Origin of the sequence: Pseudomonas yamanorum (assembly GCF_900105735.1) — a bacterium.
GTDB lineage: Bacteria > Pseudomonadota > Gammaproteobacteria > Pseudomonadales > Pseudomonadaceae > Aquipseudomonas > Aquipseudomonas yamanorum.
In genome coordinates this window covers 4,121,492-4,145,930 of the sequence record NZ_LT629793.1, presented here as the reverse complement: position 1 = coordinate 4,145,930, position 24,439 = coordinate 4,121,492, and the positions used below count along the sequence as shown (strand labels likewise).

The 24,439-nt window shown below is 55.2% G+C and carries 30 protein-coding genes; all 30 read right to left on the bottom strand.

Features of this window, described 5'->3' with window-relative positions; all coding sequences use genetic code 11:
* Nucleotides 1–21: 21 nt before the first annotated feature.
* Nucleotides 22–378, bottom strand: a complete 357-nt coding sequence (gene rpsM / locus BLU46_RS19550; protein WP_003210063.1) for a 30S ribosomal protein S13 — start codon at nucleotides 376–378, stop codon at nucleotides 22–24.
* Nucleotides 379–507: 129 nt separating this feature from the next.
* Nucleotides 508–624: a 50S ribosomal protein L36 gene (gene rpmJ, locus BLU46_RS19545; protein WP_002555468.1), complete on the bottom strand. Its 117-nt coding sequence runs from the start codon at nucleotides 622–624 to the stop codon at nucleotides 508–510.
* A gap of 27 nt (nucleotides 625–651) precedes the next feature.
* Complete coding sequence (secY, locus tag BLU46_RS19540; protein WP_003210064.1) at nucleotides 652–1,980, bottom strand: preprotein translocase subunit SecY; 1,329 nt, start codon at nucleotides 1,978–1,980, stop codon at nucleotides 652–654.
* A complete protein-coding gene (gene rplO, locus BLU46_RS19535) occupies nucleotides 1,981–2,418 on the bottom strand; it encodes a 50S ribosomal protein L15 (RefSeq protein WP_003210066.1) in 438 nt (145 codons plus the stop codon).
* A 4-nt stretch (nucleotides 2,419–2,422) separates the two neighbouring features.
* Nucleotides 2,423–2,599: a 50S ribosomal protein L30 gene (gene rpmD / locus BLU46_RS19530; RefSeq protein ID WP_003186033.1), complete on the bottom strand. Its 177-nt coding sequence runs from the start codon at nucleotides 2,597–2,599 to the stop codon at nucleotides 2,423–2,425.
* 2 nt (nucleotides 2,600–2,601) lie between these two features.
* Nucleotides 2,602–3,102 (bottom strand): 30S ribosomal protein S5, encoded by a 501-nt coding sequence (gene rpsE / locus BLU46_RS19525; RefSeq protein WP_003186035.1) that lies wholly within the window; start codon nucleotides 3,100–3,102, stop codon nucleotides 2,602–2,604.
* Between the two features lie 3 nt (nucleotides 3,103–3,105).
* On the bottom strand, nucleotides 3,106–3,456 hold the full coding sequence (gene rplR, locus BLU46_RS19520; protein ID WP_003186037.1) for a 50S ribosomal protein L18: 351 nt from the start codon (nucleotides 3,454–3,456) through the stop codon (nucleotides 3,106–3,108).
* A gap of 10 nt (nucleotides 3,457–3,466) precedes the next feature.
* The gene (rplF, locus tag BLU46_RS19515) at nucleotides 3,467–4,000 is read right to left on the bottom strand and encodes a 50S ribosomal protein L6 (protein ID WP_003176412.1); all 534 of its coding nucleotides are present in this window, start codon (nucleotides 3,998–4,000) and stop codon (nucleotides 3,467–3,469) included.
* Between the two features lie 12 nt (nucleotides 4,001–4,012).
* Nucleotides 4,013–4,405, bottom strand: coding sequence for a 30S ribosomal protein S8 (gene rpsH, locus BLU46_RS19510; RefSeq protein ID WP_003186040.1), 393 nt, complete (start codon nucleotides 4,403–4,405; stop codon nucleotides 4,013–4,015).
* 208 nt (nucleotides 4,406–4,613) lie between these two features.
* Entirely contained in the window at nucleotides 4,614–4,919 is a 306-nt protein-coding gene (rpsN, locus tag BLU46_RS19505; RefSeq protein WP_003176414.1) for a 30S ribosomal protein S14, read from the bottom strand.
* Nucleotides 4,920–4,932: 13 nt separating this feature from the next.
* Nucleotides 4,933–5,472, bottom strand: coding sequence for a 50S ribosomal protein L5 (rplE, locus tag BLU46_RS19500; protein ID WP_003210069.1), 540 nt, complete (start codon nucleotides 5,470–5,472; stop codon nucleotides 4,933–4,935).
* A 20-nt stretch (nucleotides 5,473–5,492) separates the two neighbouring features.
* On the bottom strand, nucleotides 5,493–5,807 hold the full coding sequence (gene rplX / locus BLU46_RS19495) for a 50S ribosomal protein L24 (protein WP_003210072.1): 315 nt from the start codon (nucleotides 5,805–5,807) through the stop codon (nucleotides 5,493–5,495).
* Between the two features lie 11 nt (nucleotides 5,808–5,818).
* Entirely contained in the window at nucleotides 5,819–6,187 is a 369-nt protein-coding gene (rplN, locus tag BLU46_RS19490; RefSeq protein ID WP_002555479.1) for a 50S ribosomal protein L14, read from the bottom strand.
* Nucleotides 6,188–6,210: 23 nt separating this feature from the next.
* Nucleotides 6,211–6,477 carry a 30S ribosomal protein S17 gene (rpsQ, locus tag BLU46_RS19485; RefSeq protein ID WP_003176419.1) on the bottom strand — a complete coding sequence of 89 codons (267 nt, stop codon included), beginning with the start codon at nucleotides 6,475–6,477 and terminating at the stop codon, nucleotides 6,211–6,213.
* A gap of 2 nt (nucleotides 6,478–6,479) precedes the next feature.
* Nucleotides 6,480–6,671: a 50S ribosomal protein L29 gene (rpmC, locus tag BLU46_RS19480; protein ID WP_002555481.1), complete on the bottom strand. Its 192-nt coding sequence runs from the start codon at nucleotides 6,669–6,671 to the stop codon at nucleotides 6,480–6,482.
* Entirely contained in the window at nucleotides 6,671–7,084 is a 414-nt protein-coding gene (rplP, locus tag BLU46_RS19475) for a 50S ribosomal protein L16 (protein ID WP_003232424.1), read from the bottom strand. Before rplP ends, rpmC begins: the two co-directional genes overlap by 1 nt.
* A 12-nt stretch (nucleotides 7,085–7,096) precedes the next feature.
* Nucleotides 7,097–7,783, bottom strand: coding sequence for a 30S ribosomal protein S3 (gene rpsC, locus BLU46_RS19470; RefSeq protein WP_003176422.1), 687 nt, complete (start codon nucleotides 7,781–7,783; stop codon nucleotides 7,097–7,099).
* A 13-nt stretch (nucleotides 7,784–7,796) separates the two neighbouring features.
* Entirely contained in the window at nucleotides 7,797–8,129 is a 333-nt protein-coding gene (gene rplV, locus BLU46_RS19465; protein ID WP_003210077.1) for a 50S ribosomal protein L22, read from the bottom strand.
* 13 nt (nucleotides 8,130–8,142) lie between these two features.
* Nucleotides 8,143–8,418, bottom strand: a complete 276-nt coding sequence (rpsS, locus tag BLU46_RS19460) for a 30S ribosomal protein S19 (protein WP_002555486.1) — start codon at nucleotides 8,416–8,418, stop codon at nucleotides 8,143–8,145.
* Nucleotides 8,419–8,434: 16 nt separating this feature from the next.
* Entirely contained in the window at nucleotides 8,435–9,259 is an 825-nt protein-coding gene (gene rplB, locus BLU46_RS19455) for a 50S ribosomal protein L2 (protein WP_003210080.1), read from the bottom strand.
* A 14-nt stretch (nucleotides 9,260–9,273) separates the two neighbouring features.
* Nucleotides 9,274–9,573, bottom strand: a complete 300-nt coding sequence (gene rplW / locus BLU46_RS19450) for a 50S ribosomal protein L23 (protein WP_002555488.1) — start codon at nucleotides 9,571–9,573, stop codon at nucleotides 9,274–9,276.
* Nucleotides 9,570–10,172 carry a 50S ribosomal protein L4 gene (rplD, locus tag BLU46_RS19445; protein WP_003210082.1) on the bottom strand — a complete coding sequence of 201 codons (603 nt, stop codon included), beginning with the start codon at nucleotides 10,170–10,172 and terminating at the stop codon, nucleotides 9,570–9,572. Before rplD ends, rplW begins: the two co-directional genes overlap by 4 nt.
* 12 nt (nucleotides 10,173–10,184) lie before the next feature.
* Nucleotides 10,185–10,820, bottom strand: coding sequence for a 50S ribosomal protein L3 (gene rplC / locus BLU46_RS19440; RefSeq protein WP_003194649.1), 636 nt, complete (start codon nucleotides 10,818–10,820; stop codon nucleotides 10,185–10,187).
* A gap of 81 nt (nucleotides 10,821–10,901) precedes the next feature.
* Complete coding sequence (gene rpsJ / locus BLU46_RS19435) at nucleotides 10,902–11,213, bottom strand: 30S ribosomal protein S10 (RefSeq protein ID WP_003210084.1); 312 nt, start codon at nucleotides 11,211–11,213, stop codon at nucleotides 10,902–10,904.
* A gap of 141 nt (nucleotides 11,214–11,354) precedes the next feature.
* On the bottom strand, nucleotides 11,355–12,548 hold the full coding sequence (tuf, locus tag BLU46_RS19430; RefSeq protein WP_003210085.1) for an elongation factor Tu: 1,194 nt from the start codon (nucleotides 12,546–12,548) through the stop codon (nucleotides 11,355–11,357).
* 30 nt (nucleotides 12,549–12,578) lie between these two features.
* Nucleotides 12,579–14,684: an elongation factor G gene (fusA, locus tag BLU46_RS19425; RefSeq protein WP_010174505.1), complete on the bottom strand. Its 2,106-nt coding sequence runs from the start codon at nucleotides 14,682–14,684 to the stop codon at nucleotides 12,579–12,581.
* Nucleotides 14,685–14,714: 30 nt separating this feature from the next.
* Nucleotides 14,715–15,185, bottom strand: coding sequence for a 30S ribosomal protein S7 (gene rpsG, locus BLU46_RS19420; RefSeq protein ID WP_002555493.1), 471 nt, complete (start codon nucleotides 15,183–15,185; stop codon nucleotides 14,715–14,717).
* Nucleotides 15,186–15,303: 118 nt separating this feature from the next.
* Nucleotides 15,304–15,675 (bottom strand): 30S ribosomal protein S12, encoded by a 372-nt coding sequence (gene rpsL, locus BLU46_RS19415; protein ID WP_002555494.1) that lies wholly within the window; start codon nucleotides 15,673–15,675, stop codon nucleotides 15,304–15,306.
* A gap of 216 nt (nucleotides 15,676–15,891) precedes the next feature.
* Entirely contained in the window at nucleotides 15,892–20,091 is a 4,200-nt protein-coding gene (gene rpoC / locus BLU46_RS19410) for a DNA-directed RNA polymerase subunit beta' (RefSeq protein WP_017476318.1), read from the bottom strand.
* A gap of 64 nt (nucleotides 20,092–20,155) precedes the next feature.
* The gene (gene rpoB, locus BLU46_RS19405) at nucleotides 20,156–24,229 is read right to left on the bottom strand and encodes a DNA-directed RNA polymerase subunit beta (protein ID WP_017476319.1); all 4,074 of its coding nucleotides are present in this window, start codon (nucleotides 24,227–24,229) and stop codon (nucleotides 20,156–20,158) included.
* Between the last annotated feature and the right edge of the window lie 210 nt (nucleotides 24,230–24,439).

Here is a 24,439-nt window from a genome sequence, read left to right as displayed (position 1 = left end):
CCTGTCGATTCGCGTGGGCGATTACTTGCGGATCGGCTTACGCGGACCTTTACGGGTACGCGCGTTAGTCTTGGTACGCTGACCGCGTACTGGAAGACCACGACGATGACGCAGACCACGGTAGCAACCGAGGTCCATCAAACGCTTGATTTTCATGTTGATTTCGCGACGCAGGTCACCTTCAGTGGTGAACTTCGCCACTTCGCCACGCAACAGCTCAATCTGCTCGTCGCTCAGATCTTTGATCTTTGCGGCTGGGTTTACCCCAGTGTCTGCGCAAATTTTCTGCGCAGTAGTGCGACCAACACCATAGATGTAGGTCAGCGAGATAACAGTGTGCTTGTTATCTGGAATGTTAACGCCTGCAATACGGGCCATTCAGTGGGACTCCAATTGACAGCTACCTACGCCCCGGAAGCCAAGAAATAGGGCGCGAGATAATATCGCTGTAATAACAAATAATCAACCCGGCAGCGCACTAGCTGCCGGGCTTCAAGCGGATCACACTCAGCCTTGGCGCTGTTTGTGACGCGGTTCCGCGCTGCAAATTACTCGAACAACACCTTCGCGGCGAATAATCTTGCAGTTACGGCACAGCTTTTTCACCGATGCACGAACTTTCATCACCAACTCCTCGAACCTTATGGGTACTCAGCGCAACATGCCGCTGCCGTAACCCTTCAGGTTGGCTTTCTTCATCAGGGATTCGTACTGGTGCGAAACGAGGTGCGATTGTACTTGGGACATGAAGTCCATCACAACCACGACGACGATCAGCAACGAGGTCCCGCCAAGGTAGAACGGAACGTTTGCTGCAACCACCAGGAACTGGGGCAACAAGCACACGGCCGTCATATATAGAGCACCGAACATGGTCAAGCGAGTCAGAACGCCATCAATGTAGCGCGCAGACTGCTCACCTGGACGAATACCCGGAATAAAGGCACCGGACTTCTTCAGGTTTTCCGCTACGTCTTTCGGATTGAACATCAACGCCGTATAGAAGAAGCAGAAGAAAATAATCCCTGCACTAAACAGCAGAATATTCAACGGCTGACCAGGAGCGATCGACTGCGAGATGTCCTGCAACCAGCCCATACCTTCAGACTGACCGAACCAGGCACCCAACGAAGCCGGAAACAGCAAAATGCTGCTCGCGAAAATGGCAGGAATAACCCCGGCCATGTTCACTTTCAGCGGCAAGTGGCTGGTCTGCGCGGCAAAGACCTTACGGCCCTGCTGACGCTTGGCGTAGTGAACAGCAATACGACGCTGGCCACGCTCAATGAACACCACAAAACCGATAATCGCTACTGCCAACAAACCGATGGCAACCAAGGCGAAGATATTGATATCACCCTGACGTGCAGACTCGAAAGACTGCCCAATCGCTCTCGGAAGACCGGCAACGATACCTGCGAAAATCAACATCGAGATACCGTTACCAACACCACGCTCAGTAATCTGCTCACCCAGCCACATCATGAACATCGCACCAGCCACAAAAGTGGATACCGCGACGAAATGGAAGCCAAAGTCACCAGTGAACGCAACACCCTGCCCGGCCAGACCAACGGACATGCCGATAGCCTGAACCAGGGCGAGGATGACAGTGCCGTAGCGGGTGTACTGGCTTATCTTGCGACGGCCAGCTTCACCTTCCTTCTTCAACTGCTCCAGCTGCGGGCTAACGGCGGTCATCAGCTGCATGATGATCGATGCCGAGATGTACGGCATGATCCCCAGTGCAAAGATGCTCATCCGTTCCAGCGCACCGCCGGAAAACATGTTGAACAAGCTAAGAATGGTCCCCTCATTCTGTCGAAACAGGTCTGCGAGTCGGTCCGGGTTGATACCTGGAACCGGGATGTGTGCGCCTATTCGGTAGACGATAATCGCCAGGAACAGAAAACGCAGACGAGCCCAAAGTTCAGACATACCGCCTTTGCCGAGCGCTGAGAGAGCACCTTGCTTAGCCATTTATTCCTCGAACTTGCCGCCAGCTGCTTCGATAGCCGAACGCGCACCTTTGGTGGCGCCGATTCCCTTGCCGATAGTGACAGCGCGAGTCACTTCACCGGACAGCATGATTTTCACACGCTGTACGTTGACGTTGATCACGTTGGCATCTTTCAGGGTCTGCACGGTAACGATGTCGCCTTCCACTTTGGCCAGCTCGGACAGACGCACTTCTGCGCGGTCCATGGCTTTCAGGGAAACGAAACCGAACTTCGGCAGGCGACGATGCAGCGGCTGTTGACCGCCTTCAAAGCCTGGAGCGATGGTGCCACCGGAGCGGGAGGACTGACCTTTGTGGCCACGGCCACCGGTCTTACCCAAACCACTACCGATACCACGGCCCGGACGATGCTTTTCGCGACGGGAACCCGGCGCTGGACTCAGATCATTGAGTTTCATCGAATTAACCCTCGACACGCAGCATGTAGTAAGCCTTGTTGATCATCCCGCGATTCTCGGGAGTATCAAGCACTTCTACAGTGTGACCGATGCGACGCAGACCCAAACCCTTAACGCACAATTTGTGGTTAGGGATGCGGCCGGTCATGCTTTTGATCAGCGTTACTTTAACGGTAGCCATGATCAGAAGATCTCCTTAACGCTTTTGCCACGCTTGGCGGCAATGGATTCAGGAGACTGCATAGCCTTCAAACCTTTAAAAGTGGCGTGAACCACGTTTACCGGGTTAGTCGAGCCGTAGCACTTGGCCAGAACGTTCTGAACGCCAGCAACTTCGAGGACAGCACGCATAGCGCCGCCAGCGATGATACCGGTACCTTCAGAAGCAGGCTGCATGTACACCTTCGAAGCGCCGTGAGCGGACTTCATTGCGTACTGCAGAGTGGTGCCGTTCAGATCAACTTGGATCATGTTGCGACGAGCAGCTTCCATTGCCTTCTGGATCGCAGCAGGCACTTCACGTGACTTGCCACGGCCGAAGCCAACACGCCCTTTACCATCACCAACCACGGTCAACGCGGTGAAAGTGAAGATACGGCCGCCTTTAACGGTTTTGGCTACGCGGTTAACTTGAACCAGCTTCTCAATGTAGCCTTCGTCGCGCTTTTGGTCGTTATTTGACATAACTTAGAACTCCAGCCCAGCTTCACGAGCAGCATCAGCCAGCGCTTTCACGCGGCCGTGGTACTTGAAGCCAGAGCGGTCGAAAGCCACTTGCGAGACGCCAGCGGCCTTAGCACGCGTAGCGACCAGCTGGCCAACCTTAGTGGCCGCGTCGATGTTGCCAGTGGCACCATCACGCAGTTCTTTATCCAAAGTCGAGGCGCTTGCCAGGACTTTGTTGCCGTCGGCCGAGATGACCTGGGCGTAGATGTGCTGCGACGAGCGGAACACGCAGAGACGCACGACTTCGAGTTCGTGCATTTTCAGGCGTGCTTTGCGAGCGCGACGCAGTCGAGTAACTTTTTTGTCGGTCATTTGCTATGCCCTACTTCTTCTTGGCTTCTTTACGACGGACGACTTCGTCCGCGTAGCGCACACCTTTGCCTTTGTACGGCTCTGGTGGACGGAAGTCGCGGATCTCAGCGGCCACCTGACCTACCAGCTGCTTATCAATACCCTTGATCAGGATATCGGTTTGGCTTGGGGTCTCAGCGGTGATGCCTTCCGGCAGTTCGTAATCCACTGGGTGCGAGAAGCCAAGGGCCAGGTTCAGAACCGTGCCTTTTGCTTGCGCTTTGTAACCAACACCGACCAGCTGGAGCTTACGCTCGAAGCCTTGGCTTACGCCTTGGACCATGTTGTTTACCAACGCACGAGTGGTACCGGCCATTGCGCGAGTTTGTTGATCGCCATTGCGAGCAGCGAAACGCAGCTCACCAGCTTCTTCAACGATCTCAACGGACGAATGGATGTTCAGTTCCAGAGTGCCCTTGGCACCCTTCACCGAAAGCTGTTGGCCTGCGAATTTTACTTCGACACCGGCTGGCAGCTTAACGGGGTTCTTAGCGACGCGTGACATGCTTATCCCCCCTTAGAACACAGTGCAAAGAACTTCGCCGCCGACACCGGCAGCGCGCGCAGCACGATCCGTCATCACACCTTTGTTGGTGGAGACGATAGACACACCGAGACCGCCACGAACTTTTGGCAGATCATCAACGGACTTGTACTGACGCAGGCCTGGACGGCTAACGCGCTTCACTTCTTCGATGACCGGACGGCCTTCGAAGTACTTCAGCTCGATGGACAGCAGTGGTTTGATTTCGCTGCTGATCTGATAACCCGCAATGTAGCCTTCGTCTTTCAGGACTTTGGCAACAGCAACCTTCAACGTGGAAGATGGCATGCTTACGACGGACTTTTCAGCCATCTGGGCATTACGGATACGAGTTAGCATGTCCGCTAACGGGTCCTGCATACTCATGGCTAGACGCTCCTAATACAAAAAAATTAGCCTTGCGGCCATTACGTGTCGCCGAGAATCTCCGAGCACAAAACACACGGGCTCAGGCGAGCCGCGTATTTTAGACACACTCCGGAAATGAAACAAGCCCCAAAAGGGGCTTGTTCCAGATTCTAGGTCACCGGCGGTCAGTATCTTGCGATCCTGACCACCTGGACTTCGAAAGTACTTACCAGCTGGCTTTAACCAGACCTGGTACGTCACCACGCATTGCCGCTTCACGCAGTTTGTTACGGCCGAGGCCGAACTTGCGGTAAACGCCGTGTGGACGACCGGTCAGGCGGCAGCGGTTACGCATGCGCGAAGCGCTTGCGTCACGTGGCTGCTTCTGCAGAGCAACTGTAGCTTCCCAACGCGCTTCTGGACTTGCGTTCAGATCAACGATGATTGCTTTCAGTGCTGCACGCTTCTTGGCGTACTTGGCAACCGTGAGCTGACGTTTCAGCTCGCGGTTTTTCATGCTCATCTTGGCCATGGTCCTACTCCAATCAGTTGCGGAACGGGAATTTGAACGCACGCAGCAGAGCGCGGCCTTCATCATCGTTCTTGGCAGTGGTGGTCAGGGTGATGTCCAGACCGCGGAGAGCATCGATCTTGTCGTAGTCGATTTCCGGGAAGATGATCTGCTCTTTAACGCCCATGCTGTAGTTACCACGACCATCGAAGGACTTGGCATTCAGGCCGCGGAAGTCGCGGACCCGAGGCAGGGAGATCGACAGCAGACGATCCAGGAATTCGTACATACGCTCACGGCGCAGAGTCACTTTGACGCCGATCGGCCAACCTTCACGGACTTTAAAGCCAGCGATGGATTTCCGAGCGTAGGTCACAACGACTTTTTGGCCGGTGATCTTTTCCAGGTCAGCAACAGCGTGCTCGATGACTTTTTTGTCGCCGATCGCTTCGCCCAGACCCATGTTCAGGGTGATTTTGGTAACGCGCGGAACTTCCATCACGTTCGAAAGCTTAAGTTCTTCCTTAAGTTTCGGTGCGATTTCCTTCCGGTAAATCTCTTTTAGTCGTGCCATGGTCTTCTACCTAGCAGTGTTCAAGCATCAACCGCTTTTTGGGTCGACTTGAAGACACGAATTTTCTTACCTTCTTCTACTTTGAAACCAACGCGGTCAGCCTTGTTGGTTTCGCCGTTGAAGATGGCGACGTTAGAAGCGTGCAGTGGCGCTTCTTTCTCGACGATACCGCCTTGTACGCCCGACATCGGGTTAGGCTTGGTATGACGCTTGACCAGGTTCAGACCACTAACGACCAGACGGTCATCAGCAAGAACCTTCAGCACCTTACCGCGCTTACCTTTGTCTTTGCCGGCGATCACGATGATCTCGTCGTCACGACGAATCTTTTGCATGTCGGATCTCCTTACAGCACTTCTGGGGCGAGCGAGACGATCTTCATGAACTTCTCAGTACGAAGTTCACGGGTCACTGGCCCAAAGATACGGGTGCCGATCGGCTCTTGCTTGTTGTTCAGAAGAACAGCAGCGTTGCCATCAAAGCGGATAATGGAGCCATCTGCACGGCGTACGCCGTGACGAGTGCGGACTACAACAGCAGTCATCACTTGGCCTTTTTTCACTTTACCGCGAGGAATTGCTTCCTTCACGGTAACTTTGATGATGTCACCGATACCAGCGTAACGACGATGGGAGCCACCCAGCACCTTGATGCACATAACGCGGCGTGCGCCGCTGTTATCGGCCACATCGAGCATGGATTGAGTCTGAATCATATAATTTCTCCGACCCCTAGTCCTTAGACTTCCACAGCGCGTTCGAGAACATCAACCAGTGCCCAAGACTTGGTCTTGGCCAGCGGACGAGTTTCACGAATAGTGACTTTGTCGCCGATGTGGCACTGATTGGTTTCGTCGTGCGCGTGCAGCTTAGTCGAACGCTTAACGTATTTACCGTAGATCGGGTGCTTAACGCGACGCTCGATCAAAACGGTGATGGTTTTGTCCATCTTGTCGCTGACAACACGGCCAGTCAGCGTACGGACAGTCTTTTCGGCTTCAGCCATGATCACTTACCTGCCTGCTGGTTGAGCACAGTTTTCACGCGAGCAATGTCACGCTTAACTTGCGAGAGCAGATGAGACTGCCCCAACTGGCCAGTTGCTTTCTGCATACGCAGATTGAACTGGTCGCGCAGCAGGCCGAGCAGTTGCTCGTTCAGCTGCTGTGCGGATTTTTCACGAAGTTCATTCGCTTTCATCACATCACCGTCCGTTTAACAAAGGCGGTGGCGAGCGGCAGCTTTGCAGCAGCCAGGGCAAAAGCCTCACGCGCCAGCTCTTCAGTTACACCCTCGATTTCATACAGGACTTTACCTGGCTGAATCTGGGCTACCCAGTATTCCACGTTACCCTTACCTTTACCCATCCGAACCTCGAGAGGTTTTTTGGAGATCGGCTTGTCCGGGAATACACGGATCCAGATCTTGCCGCCACGTTTTACGTGACGGGTCAGTGCACGACGCGCTGACTCGATCTGACGAGCGGTGAGACGACCACGAGCTACAGACTTCAGCGCGAACTCGCCGAAGCTGACTTTGCTACCGCGCTGAGCCAGACCACGGTTGTGGCCTGTCATCTGCTTGCGGAACTTCGTACGCTTAGGTTGCAACATTTGGCGTACCCCTTACTTAGCAGCTTTTTTACGAGGCGCTGGTGCTTGTGGTTTCAGTTCTTCTTGGCGACCACCAATTACTTCGCCCTTGAAGATCCAAACCTTTACACCGATCACACCGTAAGTGGTGTGAGCTTCGTAGTTGGCATAGTCGATGTCGGCACGCAGGGTGTGCAATGGCACACGACCTTCGCGATACCATTCAGTACGTGCGATTTCAGCACCGCCGAGACGACCGCTCACTTGGATTTTGATGCCCTTGGCACCAATGCGCATGGCGTTCTGTACTGCGCGCTTCATAGCGCGACGGAACATTACGCGACGCTCCAGCTGCTGAGCTACGCTCTGCGCAACCAGCATACCGTCGAGCTCCGGCTTACGGATCTCTTCGATATTGATGTGCACAGGCACACCCATTTGCTTGGTCAGGTCCTGACGCAGCTTCTCAACATCTTCACCTTTCTTCCCGATAACGATACCTGGACGAGCGGTGTGGATGGTGATACGTGCAGTTTGAGCAGGACGATGGATATCGATACGGCTCACGGACGCGCTTTTTAGTTTGTCTTGGAGATACTCACGCACCTTCAGATCAGCGAACAAGTAGTCCGCATAAGTCCGACCGTCTGCGTACCAGACGGAGGTGTGCTCCTTGACGATTCCCAGGCGAATGCCAATGGGATGTACTTTCTGACCCATCTCTTCGACTCCGTTACTTGTCAGCAACCTTGACAGTGATATGGCAAGACCGCTTGACGATGCGATCAGCTCGGCCTTTGGCACGAGGCATGATGCGCTTCAGCGAACGCCCTTCGTTGACGAAAACGGTGCTGACCTTAAGGTCATCAACGTCTGCGCCTTCGTTGTGCTCGGCGTTGGCTACGGCCGACTCCAGCACTTTCTTGATGATCTCGGCGGCTTTCTTACTGCTGAAAGCCAACAGGTTGAGCGCTTCGCCCACCTTCTTCCCGCGGATCTGGTCGGCGACCAAGCGGGCTTTCTGGGCGGAGATTCGAGCGCCCGACAACTTAGCGGCTACTTCCATCGTTCCTTACCCCTTAACGCTTGGCTTTCTTGTCTGCCACGTGCCCACGATATGTGCGGGTACCGGCAAACTCGCCTAGTTTGTGGCCGACCATGTCTTCGTTCACGAGAACTGGAACATGTTGACGACCGTTATGCACTGCAATGGTCAGACCGACCATTTGTGGCAGGATCATCGAACGACGCGACCAGGTTTTCACCGGTTTGCGATCGTTCTTTTCCGCCGCCACTTCGATCTTCTTCAGTAGGTGAAGATCAATAAAAGGACCTTTTTTCAGAGAACGTGGCACTGTCGTATCCCTCTATTTACTTGCGACGACGGACGATCATTTTGTCGGTACGCTTATTACCACGAGTCTTCGCGCCCTTAGTCGGGAAGCCCCATGGCGATACCGGATGACGACCACCAGAGGTACGACCTTCACCACCACCGTGTGGGTGGTCAACCGGGTTCATGGCAACACCACGAACGGTTGGGCGAACGCCACGCCAGCGTTTGGCACCAGCTTTACCCAGCGAACGCAGGCTGTGCTCGGAGTTCGAGACTTCGCCCAGGGTCGCACGGCATTCAGCCAGTACTTTACGCATTTCACCAGAGCGCAGACGCAGGGTCACGTAGACACCTTCACGAGCGATCAGCTGAGCCGAAGCACCAGCGGAACGAGCGATTTGCGCGCCTTTACCCGGCTTCAATTCGATGCCGTGTACGGTGCTACCAACTGGAATGTTGCGCAGTTGCAGAGCGTTGCCCGGCTTGATCGGTGCCAAAGCACCTGCGATCAGCTGGTCACCAGCACTCACGCCTTTAGGGGCGATGATGTAGCGACGCTCGCCATCTGCGTACAGCAGCAGAGCGATGTGAGCAGTACGGTTTGGATCGTATTCGATACGCTCGACAGTGGCAGCGATGCCATCTTTGTCGTTGCGACGGAAGTCGACCAGACGATAATGCTGCTTATGGCCACCACCGATGTGACGAGTGGTAATACGACCATTGTTGTTACGACCACCAGTCTTCGATTTCTTCTCGAGCAGCGGTGCGTGAGGAGCGCCTTTATGCAGCTCCTGGTTGACCACCTTGACCACAAAACGGCGGCCAGGGGAAGTCGGTTTGCATTTAACGATTGCCATGATGCACCCCTTCCTTACTCAGCACTGCTGCTGAAATCGAGATCTTGGCCTGGCTGAAGGGAGATAACTGCCTTCTTCCAGTCATTACGCTTGCCCAGACCGCGAGCAGTGCGCTTGCTCTTACCCAGAACATTCAGGGTAGTAACACGCTCTACTTTCACGCTGAACAGGCTTTCGACGGCCTTCTTGATTTCCAGCTTGGTTGCGTCAGTTGCAACCTTGAAAACGAACTGGCCTTTCTTGTCAGCCAGAACCGTAGCCTTTTCGGAAACGTGCGGGCCAAGCAGAACTTTAAATACGCGTTCCTGGTTCATCCCAGCAGCTCCTCGAATTTCTTCACGGCCGACACGGTGATCAACACCTTGTCGTATGCGATCAGACTAACTGGATCGGAACCTTGCACGTCACGTACATCAACGTGTGGCAGGTTGCGAGCAGCCAGGTACAGGTTCTGATCAACAGCTTCAGACACGATCAGGACGTCAGTCAGGCCCATGCCGTTCAGCTTGTTCAGCAGATCTTTGGTTTTCGGCGCTTCAACAGCGAAGTCCTGAACCACGACCAGACGATCAGTACGCACGAGTTCAGCAAGGATGGAGCGCAGTGCTGCGCGGTACATCTTCTTGTTGAGCTTCTGGGTGTGATCCTGTGGACGTGCTGCGAAAGTGGTACCGCCGCCACGCCAGATTGGGCTACGGATAGTACCGGCACGAGCACGGCCAGTACCTTTCTGACGCCAAGGGCGCTTACCGCCACCACGAACGTCGGAACGGGTCTTTTGCTGCTTGCTACCTTGACGGCCGCCGGCCATGTAGGCCACGACTGCTTGGTGAACCAGCGTCTCGTTGAATTCGCCGCCAAATGTCAGTTCGGAAACTTCGATCGCTTGAGCGTCATTTACATTTAATTGCATGTCAGCTTCCCCTTAACCGCGAGCCTTGGCCGCTGGACGTACAACCAGGTTGCCGCCAGTAGCGCCAGGAACAGCACCCTTGACCAACAACAGATTGCGTTCAGCGTCGACGCGCACTACTTCGAGGGACTGCACGGTCACGCGCTCAGCGCCCATATGACCGGACATTTTTTTGCCCTTGAATACACGACCAGGAGTCTGGCACTGGCCAATAGAGCCCGGGACGCGGTGGGAAACGGAGTTACCGTGAGTGTTGTCTTGGCCACGGAAATTCCAACGCTTGATCGTACCCTGGAAGCCTTTACCTTTGGACTGACCGGTTACATCAACCAGTTGACCAGCGGCGAAGATTTCAGCGTTGATCAGATCGCCAGCCTGGTAGTCGCCGTCTTCAAGACGGAACTCCATGACAGTACGACCAGCTGCAACGTTTGCTTTAGCGAAGTGACCTGCTTGAGCAGCAGTCACACGCGAAGCACGACGCTCGCCGACAGTGACTTGCACTGCACGATAGCCATCGGTTTCTTCAGTTTTAAACTGGGTGACGCGATTCGGTTCGATCTCAATGACCGTGACCGGAATGGAGACACCTTCTTCGGTGAAAATACGGGTCATACCGCATTTACGACCGACTACACCAATAGTCATGTTGTAAACCTCATGAGTGTACGGGGCTTTCACCCGCTATGGCCGCCCATTTCAGAGCGTTACACGACTAAGACCCAAGTCTTAGCCGAGGCTGATCTGTACTTCCACACCGGCCGCCAGATCAAGCTTCATAAGTGCATCAACGGTTTTATCCGTTGGCAGGACGATGTCCAGCACGCGCTTATGAGTACGGATCTCGTACTGGTCACGCGCGTCTTTGTTGACGTGCGGGGAGACCAGAACGGTGAACCGCTCTTTACGGGTAGGCAGTGGAATTGGACCACGCACTTGAGCACCAGTACGTTTCGCGGTTTCCACGATTTCCTGGGTGGATTGGTCGATCAGTTTGTGGTCAAAAGCCTTCAACCTGATACGAATTTGCTGATTTGCCATTGGATTTCAGACTCCGGCTGCTATTCCCAGCGAGCGCAACACGCCCGTTAAAAGGAGGCGCAATTCTATAGACGCCCCATATGGGTGTCAACTCAATAAAAAAGCCCCCGCTGAGCGGGGGCTTTTTCAAGTCATCACTTATTAAGCGATGATTTTGGCTACGACGCCAGCGCCGACGGTACGACCGCCTTCACGAATAGCGAAACGCAGACCATCTTCCATTGCGATGGTTTTGATCAGGGTGACAACCATTTTGATGTTGTCGCCTGGCATTACCATTTCAACGCCTTCCGGCAGTTCGCAGTTACCGGTCACGTCAGTGGTCCGGAAGTAGAACTGTGGACGGTAGCCTTTGAAGAACGGAGTGTGACGGCCGCCTTCTTCTTTGCTCAACACGTACACTTCAGCTTCGAAGGTAGTGTGCGGCTTAACCGAACCTGGCTTGACCAGAACCTGGCCACGCTCAACGTCGTCACGCTTGGTACCACGCAGCAGAACGCCGCAGTTCTCGCCTGCACGACCTTCGTCGAGCAGTTTACGGAACATTTCAACACCGGTGCAGGTGGTGACGGTAGTGTCACGCAGACCAACGATTTCCAGTGGATCTTGAACCTTAACGATACCGCGCTCGATACGGCCAGTTACAACAGTACCACGACCGGAGATCGAGAATACGTCTTCGATTGGCATCAGGAACGGCTTGTCGATAACACGAACTGGATCTGGGATGTAGCTGTCCAGAGTCTCAACCAGTTTACGAACGGCAGTGGTGCCCATTTCGTTGTCGTCAAGACCGTCCAGAGCCATACGAGCAGAACCGATGATGATCGGAGTGTCGTCGCCCGGGAAGTCGTAAGTGCTCAGCAGATCGCGCACTTCCATCTCAACCAGTTCCAGCAGCTCAGCGTCGTCTACCAGGTCAGCCTTGTTCAGGAAGACCACGATGTACGGAACGCCTACCTGACGGGACAGCAGGATGTGTTCACGGGTTTGTGGCATCGGACCATCAGCGGCCGAGCAAACCAGGATCGCGCCGTCCATCTGGGCAGCACCGGTGATCATGTTCTTCACATAGTCAGCGTGACCTGGGCAGTCAACGTGAGCGTAGTGACGGATCAGCGAGTTGTATTCAACGTGCGCGGTGTTGATGGTGATACCACGAGCTTTTTCTTCTGGTGCGCTGTCGATCTTGTCGAAGTCAACACGAGCCGAACCGAAAACTTCGGAGCAGACGCGAGTCAGAGCAGCGGTCAGAGTGGTTTTACCGTGGTCAACGTGGCCGATAGTGCCAACGTTTACGTGCGGTAGGGAACGATCAAATTTTTCTTTAGCCACGACAATTAACTCCTTGCCTAAAGGACTGAATCAGCCTTGTTTTTTGGATACAGTTTCAGCGATGTGCGCCGGAGCTGTGTTGTATTTTTTGAATTCCATAGAGTAGCTTGCGCGACCCTGAGACATGGAACGAACGTCGGTCGCATAACCGAACATCTCGCCCAACGGAACCTCGGCACGAATCACTTTGCCGGAAACCGTATCTTCCATACCCAAGATCATGCCGCGACGACGGTTAAGGTCGCCCATCACGTCACCCATGTAGTCTTCAGGCGTAACGACTTCTACTGCCATGATTGGCTCAAGCAACTCACCACCGCCCTTCTGGGCCAGTTGCTTGGTAGCCATGGAAGCAGCCACCTTAAACGCCATCTCGTTGGAGTCGACGTCGTGGTAAGAACCGTCAAAAACGGTCGCCTTCAGGCCGATGAGCGGATAGCCGGCAACAACACCGTTCTTCATCTGCTCTTCGATACCCTTCTGGATAGCCGGGATGTATTCCTTAGGAACAACACCGCCCACTACTTCGTTCACGAATTGCAGACCTTCCTGACCTTCATCAGCAGGAGCAAAACGGATCCAGCAATGGCCGAACTGGCCACGACCGCCGGATTGACGAACGAATTTGCCTTCGATTTCGCAGTTCTTCGTGATGCGCTCACGATAGGAAACCTGAGGCTTACCGATGTTGGCTTCGACGTTGAACTCACGGCGCATCCGGTCAACCAGGATGTCCAGGTGAAGCTCGCCCATGCCGGAGATGATCGTTTGACCAGTCTCTTCATCAGTCTTGACGCGGAAAGATGGATCTTCCTGAGCAAGTTTGCCCAGAGCGATACCCATTTTTTCCTGGTCATCCTTGGTCTTAGGCTCAACGGCAACCGAAATAACCGGCTCCGGGAAGTCCATGCGAACCAGGATGATTGGCTTGTCAGCGTTGCACAAGGTCTCACCAGTGGTGACGTCCTTCATGCCGATCAAGGCCGCGATGTCACCAGCGCGTACTTCCTTGATCTCTTCACGGGCGTTTGCGTGCATTTGCACCATACGACCCACGCGCTCTTTCTTGCCTTTAACCGAGTTGATCACGCCGTCGCCGGAGTTCAACACGCCCGAGTAAACACGGACGAAGGTCAAGGTACCCACGAATGGGTCAGTGGCAATTTTAAATGCCAGAGCGGAGAACGGTTCTGCGTCGTCCGCATGACGCTCCAGCTCGATAGTCTCGTCATCAGGGTCAGTACCCTTGATGGCAGGAATATCCACTGGTGCCGGCAGGTAGTCGATCACAGCATCGAGAACCAGGGGAACGCCCTTATTCTTGAACGAGGAACCGCAAACAGCCAAGACGATCTCACCAGCGATAGTACGCTGACGCAGAGCGGCCTTGATTTCCGCGTTGGTGAGTTCTTCACCTTCGAGGTACTTGTTCATCAGCTCTTCGCTGGCTTCGGCCGCAGCCTCAACCATGTTGTTGCGCCACTCGTCAGCCAATTCCTGCAGTTCAGCAGGGATAGCTTCGCGACGAGGAACCATACCCTTGTCAGCATCGTTCCAATAAACAGCTTCCATAGTCAGCAGATCGATCTGCCCCTGGAAGTTGTCTTCGGAACCGATAGCCAATTGGATTGGCACCGGGGTGTGACCCAGACGCTGCTTGATCTGACCGATCACGCGCAGGAAGTTTGCACCAGCACGGTCCATCTTGTTTACGTAAACAAGACGTGGAACGCCGTACTTGTTGGCCTGACGCCATACGGTTTCCGACTGAGGCTCAACACCCGAGGTACCGCAGAACACAACGACAGCGCCGTCGAGTACGCGCAGGGAACGTTCAACTTCAATGGTGAAGTCTACGTGGCCCGGGGTATCGATTACGTTGAAGCGGTGTTCGTCTTTGTACTGCTTCTCGGAACCTTTCCAGAAGGCGGTAATAGCAGCAGAAGTAATGGTAATACCACGCTCCTGCTCCTGAACCATCCAGTCTGTGGTCGCGGCGCCATCATGCACCTCGCCCATCTTGTGACTTTTGCCGGTGTAAAAAAGGACGCGCTCGGTGGTGGTGGTTTTACCAGCATCCACGTGAGCGACGATACCGATGTTACGGTAGCGACTAATCGGAGTAGTACGAGCCATAAAGCCCTCGCAAAATTAGTGAAGCTAGAATTAGAAGCGGTAGTGCGAGAAAGCTTTGTTGGCTTCAGCCATACGGTGCACGTCTTCACGCTTCTTAACAGCAGCACCTTTACCTTCAGCAGCGTCCAACAGTTCGCCAGCCAAACGCAGGGCCATAGACTTCTCGCCGCGCTTACGGGCGAAGTCTACCAACCAGCGCATTGCCAAAGCGTTACGACGGGACGGGCGAACTTCAACCGGAACCTGGTAAGTAGCACCGCCTACACGGCGCGACTTCACTTCGACCAGCGGAGCGATGGCGTCGAGAGCTTTCTCGAAGATTTCCAGGGGGTCGCTGTTCTTGCGTTCTTTAACCTTTTCCAGCGCGCCATAAACGATACGCTCGGCAACGGCTTTCTTGCCGCTTTCCATCACGTGGTTCATGAACTTGGCCAGAATTTGGCTTCCGTATTTTGGATCGTCAAGCACTTCGCGCTTGGCTGCTACGCGTCTTCTTGGCATGGATAAGCCCTCAAACGGTCTTCAGGTTCGCTCGGAATCGGTGCCCTTTCGGGACGCCTCCGACCTTACTCTTATCGACTCAGAAAATAAGATGATTCAGTTTTACAAAAAGCCGCTACTACTTAGGCTTCTTGGTACCGTACTTCGAACGACCCTGGTTACGACCTTTAACGCCGGAAGTATCCAAGGAGCCGCGTACGGTGTGGTAACGAACACCTGGCAAGTCTTTTACACGACCGCCGCGGATCAGTACCACGCTGTGCTCTTGCAGGTTGTGGCCTTCACCGCCGATGTACGAGGAAACCTCGAAACCGTTGGTCAGGCGCACACGGCATACTTTACGCAGTGCCGAGTTAGGTTTTTTCGGCGTAGTGGTATACACGCGAGTGCATACGCCACGACGTTGCGGGCAGTTCTGCAGCGCAGGCACGTCGGATTTCTCGACGATACGCTTACGCGGCTGACGTACCAGCTGGTTGATAGTTGCCATCTACTAGCTCCACTGTTGTCTTGCGACGCTATTGTCTTGCAAGAAAAGCAAAATGGCAGGAACGAATTCCCGCCAAATTTAGGGGTACAAGAGTCTAAAGAGGATCTTGCCCCCAGTCAAGGCAAGGCCCCGACCTCCCCCTCCATCGAACCGGGACAAATCTGTCTCGATCCGACGAACGGGGCTGCCAGGGCCCGGTCTTATTTACCGCAGAACTCAGTTACCGCTTGAGTTCAGTGCTTCGGTCAGTGCAGCTTCCACTTCACTGGCGCTCACGCGCAGCGGCTTGTCGAGTTCACGGCGGCGCTTACGCTCGCTGTGGTAGGCCAAGCCGGTACCGGCTGGGATCAGTCGACCCACAACCACGTTTTCTTTCAGGCCGCGCAAGTAGTCGCGCTTGCCGGTTACCGCTGCTTCGGTCAGTACGCGAGTGGTCTCCTGGAAGGAGGCCGCCGAGATGAACGACTCAGTGGACAACGACGCCTTGGTGATACCCAGCAACACACGAGTGAACTTGGAAACGAATTTCTCGTCGTTCGCCAGGCGCTCGTTCTCTACCAGTACGTGAGTCAGTTCCATCTGGTCGCCCTTGATGAAACTCGAATCGCCGGATTCAGCGATTTCAACTTTACGCAGCATCTGACGCAGGATGGTCTCGATGTGCTTATCGTTGATCTTCACGCCTTGCAGACGGTAAACGTCCTGGATCTCGTTAACGATGTACTTGGCCAGCGCACTCACACCCAGCAGACGCAGGATGTCGTGTGGATCGCTCGGGCCGTCGGAGATAACTTCGCCGCGGTTTACCTGTTCGCCTTCGAAAACGTTCAGGTGACGCCACTTCGGAATCAGCTCTTCGTACGGATCGCTACCGTCGTTCGGGGTAATGACCAGACGGCGCTTGCCTTTGGTCTCTTTACCGAACGCGATGGTGCCGCTGACTTCAGCCAGAATCGACGCTTCTTTCGGACGACGAGCTTCGAACAAGTCGGCAACACGCGGCAGACCACCGGTGATGTCACGGGTCTTCGAAGTTTCTTGCGGGATACGAGCGATAACATCACCGATCGCGATCTTCGCACCATCCGCAACACCGACCAGGGCGTTGGCTGGCAGGAAGTACTGAGCGATAACGTCAGTGCCTGGCAGCAACAGATCCTTGCCGTTGTCATCAACCATCTTCACAGCAGGACGGATATCTTTGCCTGCAGCTGGACGGTCTTTGGCGTCGAGTACTTCAATGTTGGTCATACCGGTCAATTCGTCAGTCTGACGCTTGATCGTGATGCCTTCTTCCATGCCCACGTAGGTCACGGTACCTTTCATTTCGGTAACGATTGGGTGAGTGTGCGGATCCCACTTGGCCACGATTGCGCCAGCGTCGACCTTGTCACCTTCTTTAACCGAAATCACAGCACCGTACGGCAGCTTGTAACGCTCACGCTCACGACCGTAGTCATCAGCGATTGCCAGCTCACCGGAACGAGACACAGCTACCAGGTGACCATCCACTCGCTCAACGTGCTTCAGGTTGTGCAGACGGACGGTACCGCCATTCTTCACCTGAACGCTGTCGGCTGCGGAGGTCCGGCTTGCCGCACCACCGATGTGGAACGTACGCATGGTCAGCTGGGTACCCGGCTCACCGATGGACTGGGCAGCGATAACGCCGACCGCTTCACCGATGTTCACCTGGTGACCACGAGCCAAGTCACGGCCGTAGCACTTGGCGCAAATGCCGTAGCGGGTTTCGCAGCTGATCGGCGAGCGAACAATCACTTCGTCGATGCTGTTGAGTTCGATGAACTCGACCCACTTCTCGTCTACCAGAGTGCCGGCAGGAACGATGATTTCCTCGGTACCCGGCTTGAATACGTCACGGGCGATTACTCGACCCAGTACGCGCTCACCCAAAGGCTCTACAACGTCGCCGCCTTCGATGTGCGGAGTCATCAGCAAACCGTGCTCGGTACCGCAGTCAACTTCAGTCACAACCAAGTCTTGTGCAACGTCTACCAGACGACGAGTCAGGTAACCGGAGTTAGCGGTTTTCAACGCGGTATCCGCCAGACCTTTACGAGCACCGTGAGTCGAGATGAAGTACTGAAGTACGCTCAAACCTTCACGGAAGTTCGCAGTAATCGGCGTTTCGATGATGGAACCGTCCGGCTTGGCCATCAGGCCACGCATACCGGCGAGCTGACGGATCTGCGCAGCAGAACCCCGTGCGCCCGAGTCGGCCATCATGTACATCGAGTTGAACGACTCTTGATCGACTTCTACGCCATGACGGTCGATAACGCGCTCTTTCGAGAGGTTCGACATCATCGCCTTCGACACTTCGTCGTTGGCCTTGGACCAAAGGTCGATCACTTTGTTGTACTTCTCGCCCTGGGTTACCAGGCCGGAGGCGTACTGGCTTTCGATCTCTTTCACTTCATCGGTAGCAGCACCAATGATGGCGGCTTTCTCGTCCGGGATAACGAAGTCGTTAACACCGATGGAAACGCCGGAAATGGTCGAATAAGCAAAACCGGTGTACATCAACTGGTCAGCGAAGATAACGGTCTCTTTCAAACCAACCACGCGGTAGCACTGGTTGATCAGCTTGGAGATCGCCTTTTTCTTCATTGGCTGGTTGACCACGTCGTACGACAGGCCTGGTGGAACAACCTGGAACAACAGCGCACGGCCGACAGTGGTGTCGACGATACGGGTGTTCTTGACGCTGCCACCGTCACGATCGTTAATGGTTTCGTGGATGCGGACTTTAACCTTGGCGTGCAGTGCGGCTTCGCCGGCACGGAACACACGGTCAACTTCCTGCAGATCCGCGAACACACGACCTTCGCCCTTGGCATTGATCGCTTCACGAGTCATGTAGTACAGACCCAATACAACGTCCTGCGACGGAACGATGATTGGCTCACCGTTGGCTGGCGACAGAATGTTGTTGGTCGACATCATCAACGCACGCGCTTCCAGCTGGGCTTCCAGCGTCAGCGGTACGTGCACGGCCATTTGGTCGCCGTCGAAGTCGGCGTTGTACGCAGCACAGACCAGAGGGTGCAGCTGGATAGCCTTACCTTCGATCAGTACCGGTTCAAACGCCTGGATACCCAGACGGTGAAGGGTCGGTGCACGGTTGAGGAGAACCGGGTGTTCACGGATCACTTCAGCGAGAACGTCCCAAACCTCTGGCAGTTCGCGCTCGACCATTTTCTTGGCGGCCTTGATGGTGGTCGCGAGACCACGCATTTCCAGCTTGCCGAAAATGAACGGTTTGAACAGCTCGAGAGCCATCTTCTTCGGCAGACCGCACTGGTGCAGACGCAGGGTCGGGCCTACGGTAATTACCGAACGACCGGAGTAGTCAACACGCTTACCGAGCAAGTTCTGACGGAAACGACCTTGCTTACCCTTGATCATGTCAGCCAGGGATTTCAGAGGACGCTTGTTCGAACCGGTGATAGCGCGGCCACGACGACCGTTGTCGAGCAGGGCATCGACAGCTTCTTGCAACATACGCTTTTCGTTGCGCACGATGATGTCCGGAGCGGACAGGTCGAGCAGACGCTTCAAGCGGTTGTTACGGTTGATCACGCGACGGTACAGGTCGTTGAGGTCGGAAGTCGCGAAGCGGCCGCCATCCAACGGTACCAGCGGACGCAGGTCTGGCGGCAGAACCGGCAGAACGGTCAGCACCATCCACTCTGGCAAGTTGCCGGAACCCTGGAAGGCCTCCATCAACTTCAGACGCTTGGACAGTTTCTTGATCTTGGTTTCGGAGTTGGTTTGCGGAATTTCTTCACGCAGACGGCCAATCTCGTGTTCCAGGTCGATAGCGTGCAGCAGTTCGCGGACAGCTTCGGCACCCATGCGGGCATCGAAATCGTCGCCGAACTCTTCCAGCGCTTCGAAATACTGCTCGTCGTTCAGCAGCTGACCTTTTTCAAGGGTGGTCATGCCTGGATCGATAACGACATAGCTCTCGAAGTAGAGAACGCGCTCGATATCACGCAGGGTCATGTCCATCAGCAAGCCGATACGGGACGGCAGCGACTTCAGGAACCAGATGTGGGCAACCGGCGAAGCCAGCTCGATGTGCGCCATGCGCTCACGGCGAACCTTGGCCAGTGCAACTTCAACGCCGCACTTCTCGCAGATCACACCACGGTGCTTCAAGCGCTTGTACTTACCGCACAGGCACTCGTAATCCTTTACCGGGCCAAAGATCTTGGCGCAGAACAGGCCGTCACGCTCTGGTTTGAACGTACGGTAGTTGATGGTTTCCGGCTTTTTAACTTCACCGAACGACCACGAACGGATCATCTCAGGCGATGCCAACCCAATACGGATGGCGTCGAACTCTTCGACTTGACCCTGGTTTTTCAGCAAATTCAGTAGGTCTTTCAAGGCCTTTCCTCCTGGCGGAGCAGAGAGCGGGCTAAACAGCCCCGCTCTCGATTCGCGTCACGTGTTATTCGGTTTCCAGATCGATATCGATGCCGAGGGAACGAATTTCTTTGATCAACACGTTGAAAGACTCGGGCATGCCCGGCTCCATACGGTGATCGCCGTCCACGATGTTTTTGTACATCTTGGTCCGACCGTTCACATCGTCCGACTTCACTGTGAGCATTTCTTGCAGAGTGTAAGCAGCACCGTATGCTTCCAGTGCCCAGACCTCCATCTCCCCGAAACGCTGACCACCGAACTGAGCCTTACCACCCAGCGGCTGCTGGGTAACCAGGCTGTACGAACCGGTAGAACGAGCGTGCATCTTGTCGTCTACCAAGTGGTTCAGCTTCAGCATGTACATGTAGCCAACAGTAACCGGGCGCTCAAACTTGTTGCCGGTACGGCCGTCGAACAGCTGCATCTGGCCGCTTTCTGGCAGGTCTGCCAGTTTCAGCATGGCCTTGATTTCGCTTTCCTTGGCACCGTCGAACACCGGGGTAGCCATTGGAACGCCGCCGCGCAGGTTCTTCGCCAGGTCCAGGATTTCCTGGTCGGAGAAGGTATCCAGCTCTTCGTTGCGACCGCCGATCTCGTTGTAGATCTCGTGCAGGAACTTGCGCAGGTCAGCAACCTTGCGCTGCTCTTCGATCATACGGTTGATCTTCTCTCCCAGACCTTTAGCCGCGAGGCCAAGGTGGGTTTCAAGGATCTGACCAACGTTCATACGCGAAGGTACGCCCAACGGGTTGAGGACGACGTCGACCGGGGTGCCATTGGCATCGTGCGGCATGTCTTCAACCGGCATGATCACGGAGACCACACCTTTGTTACCGTGACGACCGGCCATCTTGTCGCCCGGCTGGATGCGGCGACGGATTGCCAGGTAAACCTTGACGATTTTCAGCACGCCTGGAGCCAGGTCATCGCCCTGCTGCAGTTTGCGCTTCTTGTCTTCGAACTTGTCGTCCAGCAGACGGCGGCGATCAACGATATAGGCCTGGGCCTTTTCGAGCTGCTCGTTCAGAGCGTCTTCAGCCATGCGCAGTTTGAACCACTGGCCGTGCTCAAGACCGTCGAGTACTTCGTCGGTGATGTCCTGACCTTTCTTCAGACCTGCGCCGCCTTCAGCCTTGTGGCCTACCAGGGCGGAACGCAGACGTTCGAAGGTTGCGCCTTCAACGATACGGAACTCTTCGTTCAGGTCCTTGCGGATCTCGTCGAGTTGAGTCTTCTCGATGGACAGTGCACGAGCATCACGCTCAACGCCGTCACGGGTGAAGACCTGTACGTCGATGACAGTGCCCTTGGTACCGGTAGGTACACGCAGGGAAGTGTCTTTAACGTCGCTGGCTTTTTCACCGAAGATGGCACGCAACAGCTTCTCTTCCGGAGTCAGTTGGGTCTCGCCTTTCGGAGTGACCTTACCCACCAGGATGTCGCCTGCGCCAACTTCAGCACCTACGTAAACGATACCGGCTTCGTCCAGCTTGTTCAGTGCAGCTTCGCCCACGTTCGGGATGTCTGCAGTGATTTCCTCTGGCCCAAGCTTGGTGTCACGAGCCACACAGGTCAGTTCCTGAATGTGGATCGTGGTGAAACGATCTTCCTGAACCACACGCTCGGACAGGCAGATGGAGTCTTCGAAGTTGTAACCGTTCCAGGCCATGAACGCGATGCGCATGTTCTGACCCAGTGCCAGCTCACCCATATCGGTGGACGGACCGTCTGCCATGATGTCGCTGCGCTGAACCCGATCACCCTTGCTTACCAGCGGACGCTGGTTGATGCAGGTGTTCTGGTTGGAGCGGGTGTACTTGGTCAGGTTGTAGATGTCGACACCGGCTTCGCCAGTTTCAACTTCGTCATCGGCAACACGAACCACGATACGGCTGGCATCAACGGAGTCGATCACGCCACCACGACGAGCCACGACGCAAACGCCGGAGTCACGAGCTACGTTACGCTCCATGCCGGTACCTACCAGCGGCTTGTCAGCGCGCAGGGTCGGTACAGCTTGACGCTGCATGTTGGAACCCATCAACGCACGGTTGGCGTCATCGTGCTCCAGGAACGGGATCAGCGACGCTGCAACCGAAACTACCTGCTTCGGCGATACGTCCATCAAGGTGACGTCTTCCGGCGCCTTGACGGTGAACTCGTTCAAGTGACGAACAGCTACCAGCTCGTCGATCAGCATTTTCTTGTCGTTCATCGTGGCCGAAGCCTGAGCGATCACGTGATCAGCTTCTTCGATGGCGGACAGGAACACGATCTCGTCGGTGACCAGTGCGTCTTTCACCACACGGTACGGGCTCTCGAGGAAGCCGTACTGGTTGGTGCGCGCATAAGCAGCCAGGGAGTTGATCAGGCCGATGTTCGGACCTTCCGGCGTTTCAATCGGGCATACGCGACCGTAGTGAGTCGGGTGTACGTCACGAACTTCAAAGCCTGCACGCTCGCGGGTCAGACCGCCCGGGCCCAGTGCGGAAACACGGCGCTTGTGGGTGATCTCGGAGAGCGGGTTGTTCTGGTCCATGAACTGCGAGAGCTGGCTGGAACCGAAGAACTCTTTCACCGCCGCAGCCACTGGCTTGGCGTTGATCAGGTCCTGCGGCATCAGGCCTTCGCTTTCTGCCATCGACAGACGCTCTTTGACCGCACGCTCAACACGTACCAGGCCAACGCGGAACTGGTTCTCGGCCATTTCGCCTACGCAGCGAACACGACGGTTACCCAGGTGGTCGATGTCATCGACGATGCCTTTACCGTTACGGATGTCGACCAGGGTCTTCAGTACCGCGACGATGTCTTCCTTGCACAGCACGCCCGAACCTTCGATCTCGGTACGACCGATACGACGGTTGAACTTCATCCGGCCGACCGCAGACAGGTCATAGCGCTCAGGGCTGAAGAACAGGTTGTTGAACAGGGTCTCGGCAGCGTCTTTGGTTGGTGGCTCGCCAGGACGCATCATGCGATAGATCTCGACCAGCGCTTCCAATTGGTTGCTGGTGGAGTCGATCTTCAGGGTGTCGGAGACGAACGGACCGCAGTCGATGTCGTTGGTGTACAGGGTCTCGATGCGAACAACCTGGGACTTGGCGATTTTCGCCAGGATCTCGGTGTTCAGCTCGGTGTTGCATTCAGCCAGGATTTCGCCGGTGGCCGGGTGCACGATGACCTTGGCGGTGGTGCGACCCAGGACGTAGTCCAGAGGCACTTCCAGCGTCTTGATACCGGCTTTTTCGATCTGGTTGATGTGGCGCGCGGTAATACGGCGGCCGGCTTCAACGATGACCTTGCCTTTTTCGTCCTGGATGTCCAGAACGGCAATCTCACCACGCAGGCGCTGAGGCACCAGTTCCAGGCTGAGGGTTTCGCCGCTCAGGTGGAATACGTTAGTGGTATAGAAGGCATCCAGCACTTGCTCAGTGGTATAGCCAAGCGCGCGCAGCAGTACCGAGGCCGGCAGCTTGCGACGACGGTCGATACGCACGAACACGCAGTCTTTCGGGTCGAACTCGAAGTCCAACCACGAACCACGGTACGGAATGATCCGCGCGGAGTACAGGAGCTTGCCGGAGCTGTGCGTCTTGCCGCGGTCGTGGTCGAAGAACACGCCCGGGGAACGGTGCAGCTGGGAAACGATAACGCGCTCGGTACCGTTGATAACGAAGGTACCGTTCTCAGTCATCAGGGGGATTTCACCCATGTAGACTTCTTGCTCTTTGATGTCCTTGATCGCTTTGTTCGACGACTCTTTGTCGAAGATGATCAGACGGACTTTTACCCGCAAAGGTACGGCGTACGTAACACCGCGCAACACGCATTCTTTGACATCAAATGCCGGTTCGCCCAGGCGATAACCGACGTACTCCAGCGCAGCATTGCCGGAGTAGCTGATGATCGGGAAAACGGATTTGAAGGCCGCATGCAGGCCCACGTCGCGGAACTGATCTTTGGTCGCTCCCGCCTGCAAGAATTCACGATACGAATCCAGCTGGATAGCCAGAAGGTACGGGACATCCATGACGTCCGGCAACTTGCTAAAGTCCTTGCGGATACGTTTTTTCTCAGTATATGAGTAAGCCATCAGCGTTCCCCAGCTTGGTCACCTGCTTGTTTGGCCCCTCCCGACGGGAGCAGCCAGAAAATCTTGCAAACCCCATGGTTTGCACCACCGCATCGGGTGGTTACAGCGCGTTAGAGGCGACGACCGAGTCGATTGCCAATAACGGAAAAAGGCCGGTGGCAAGAGCCACCAGCCATCAGCCTTCAGCTTAACGCTTGGGCTGGAGACGCA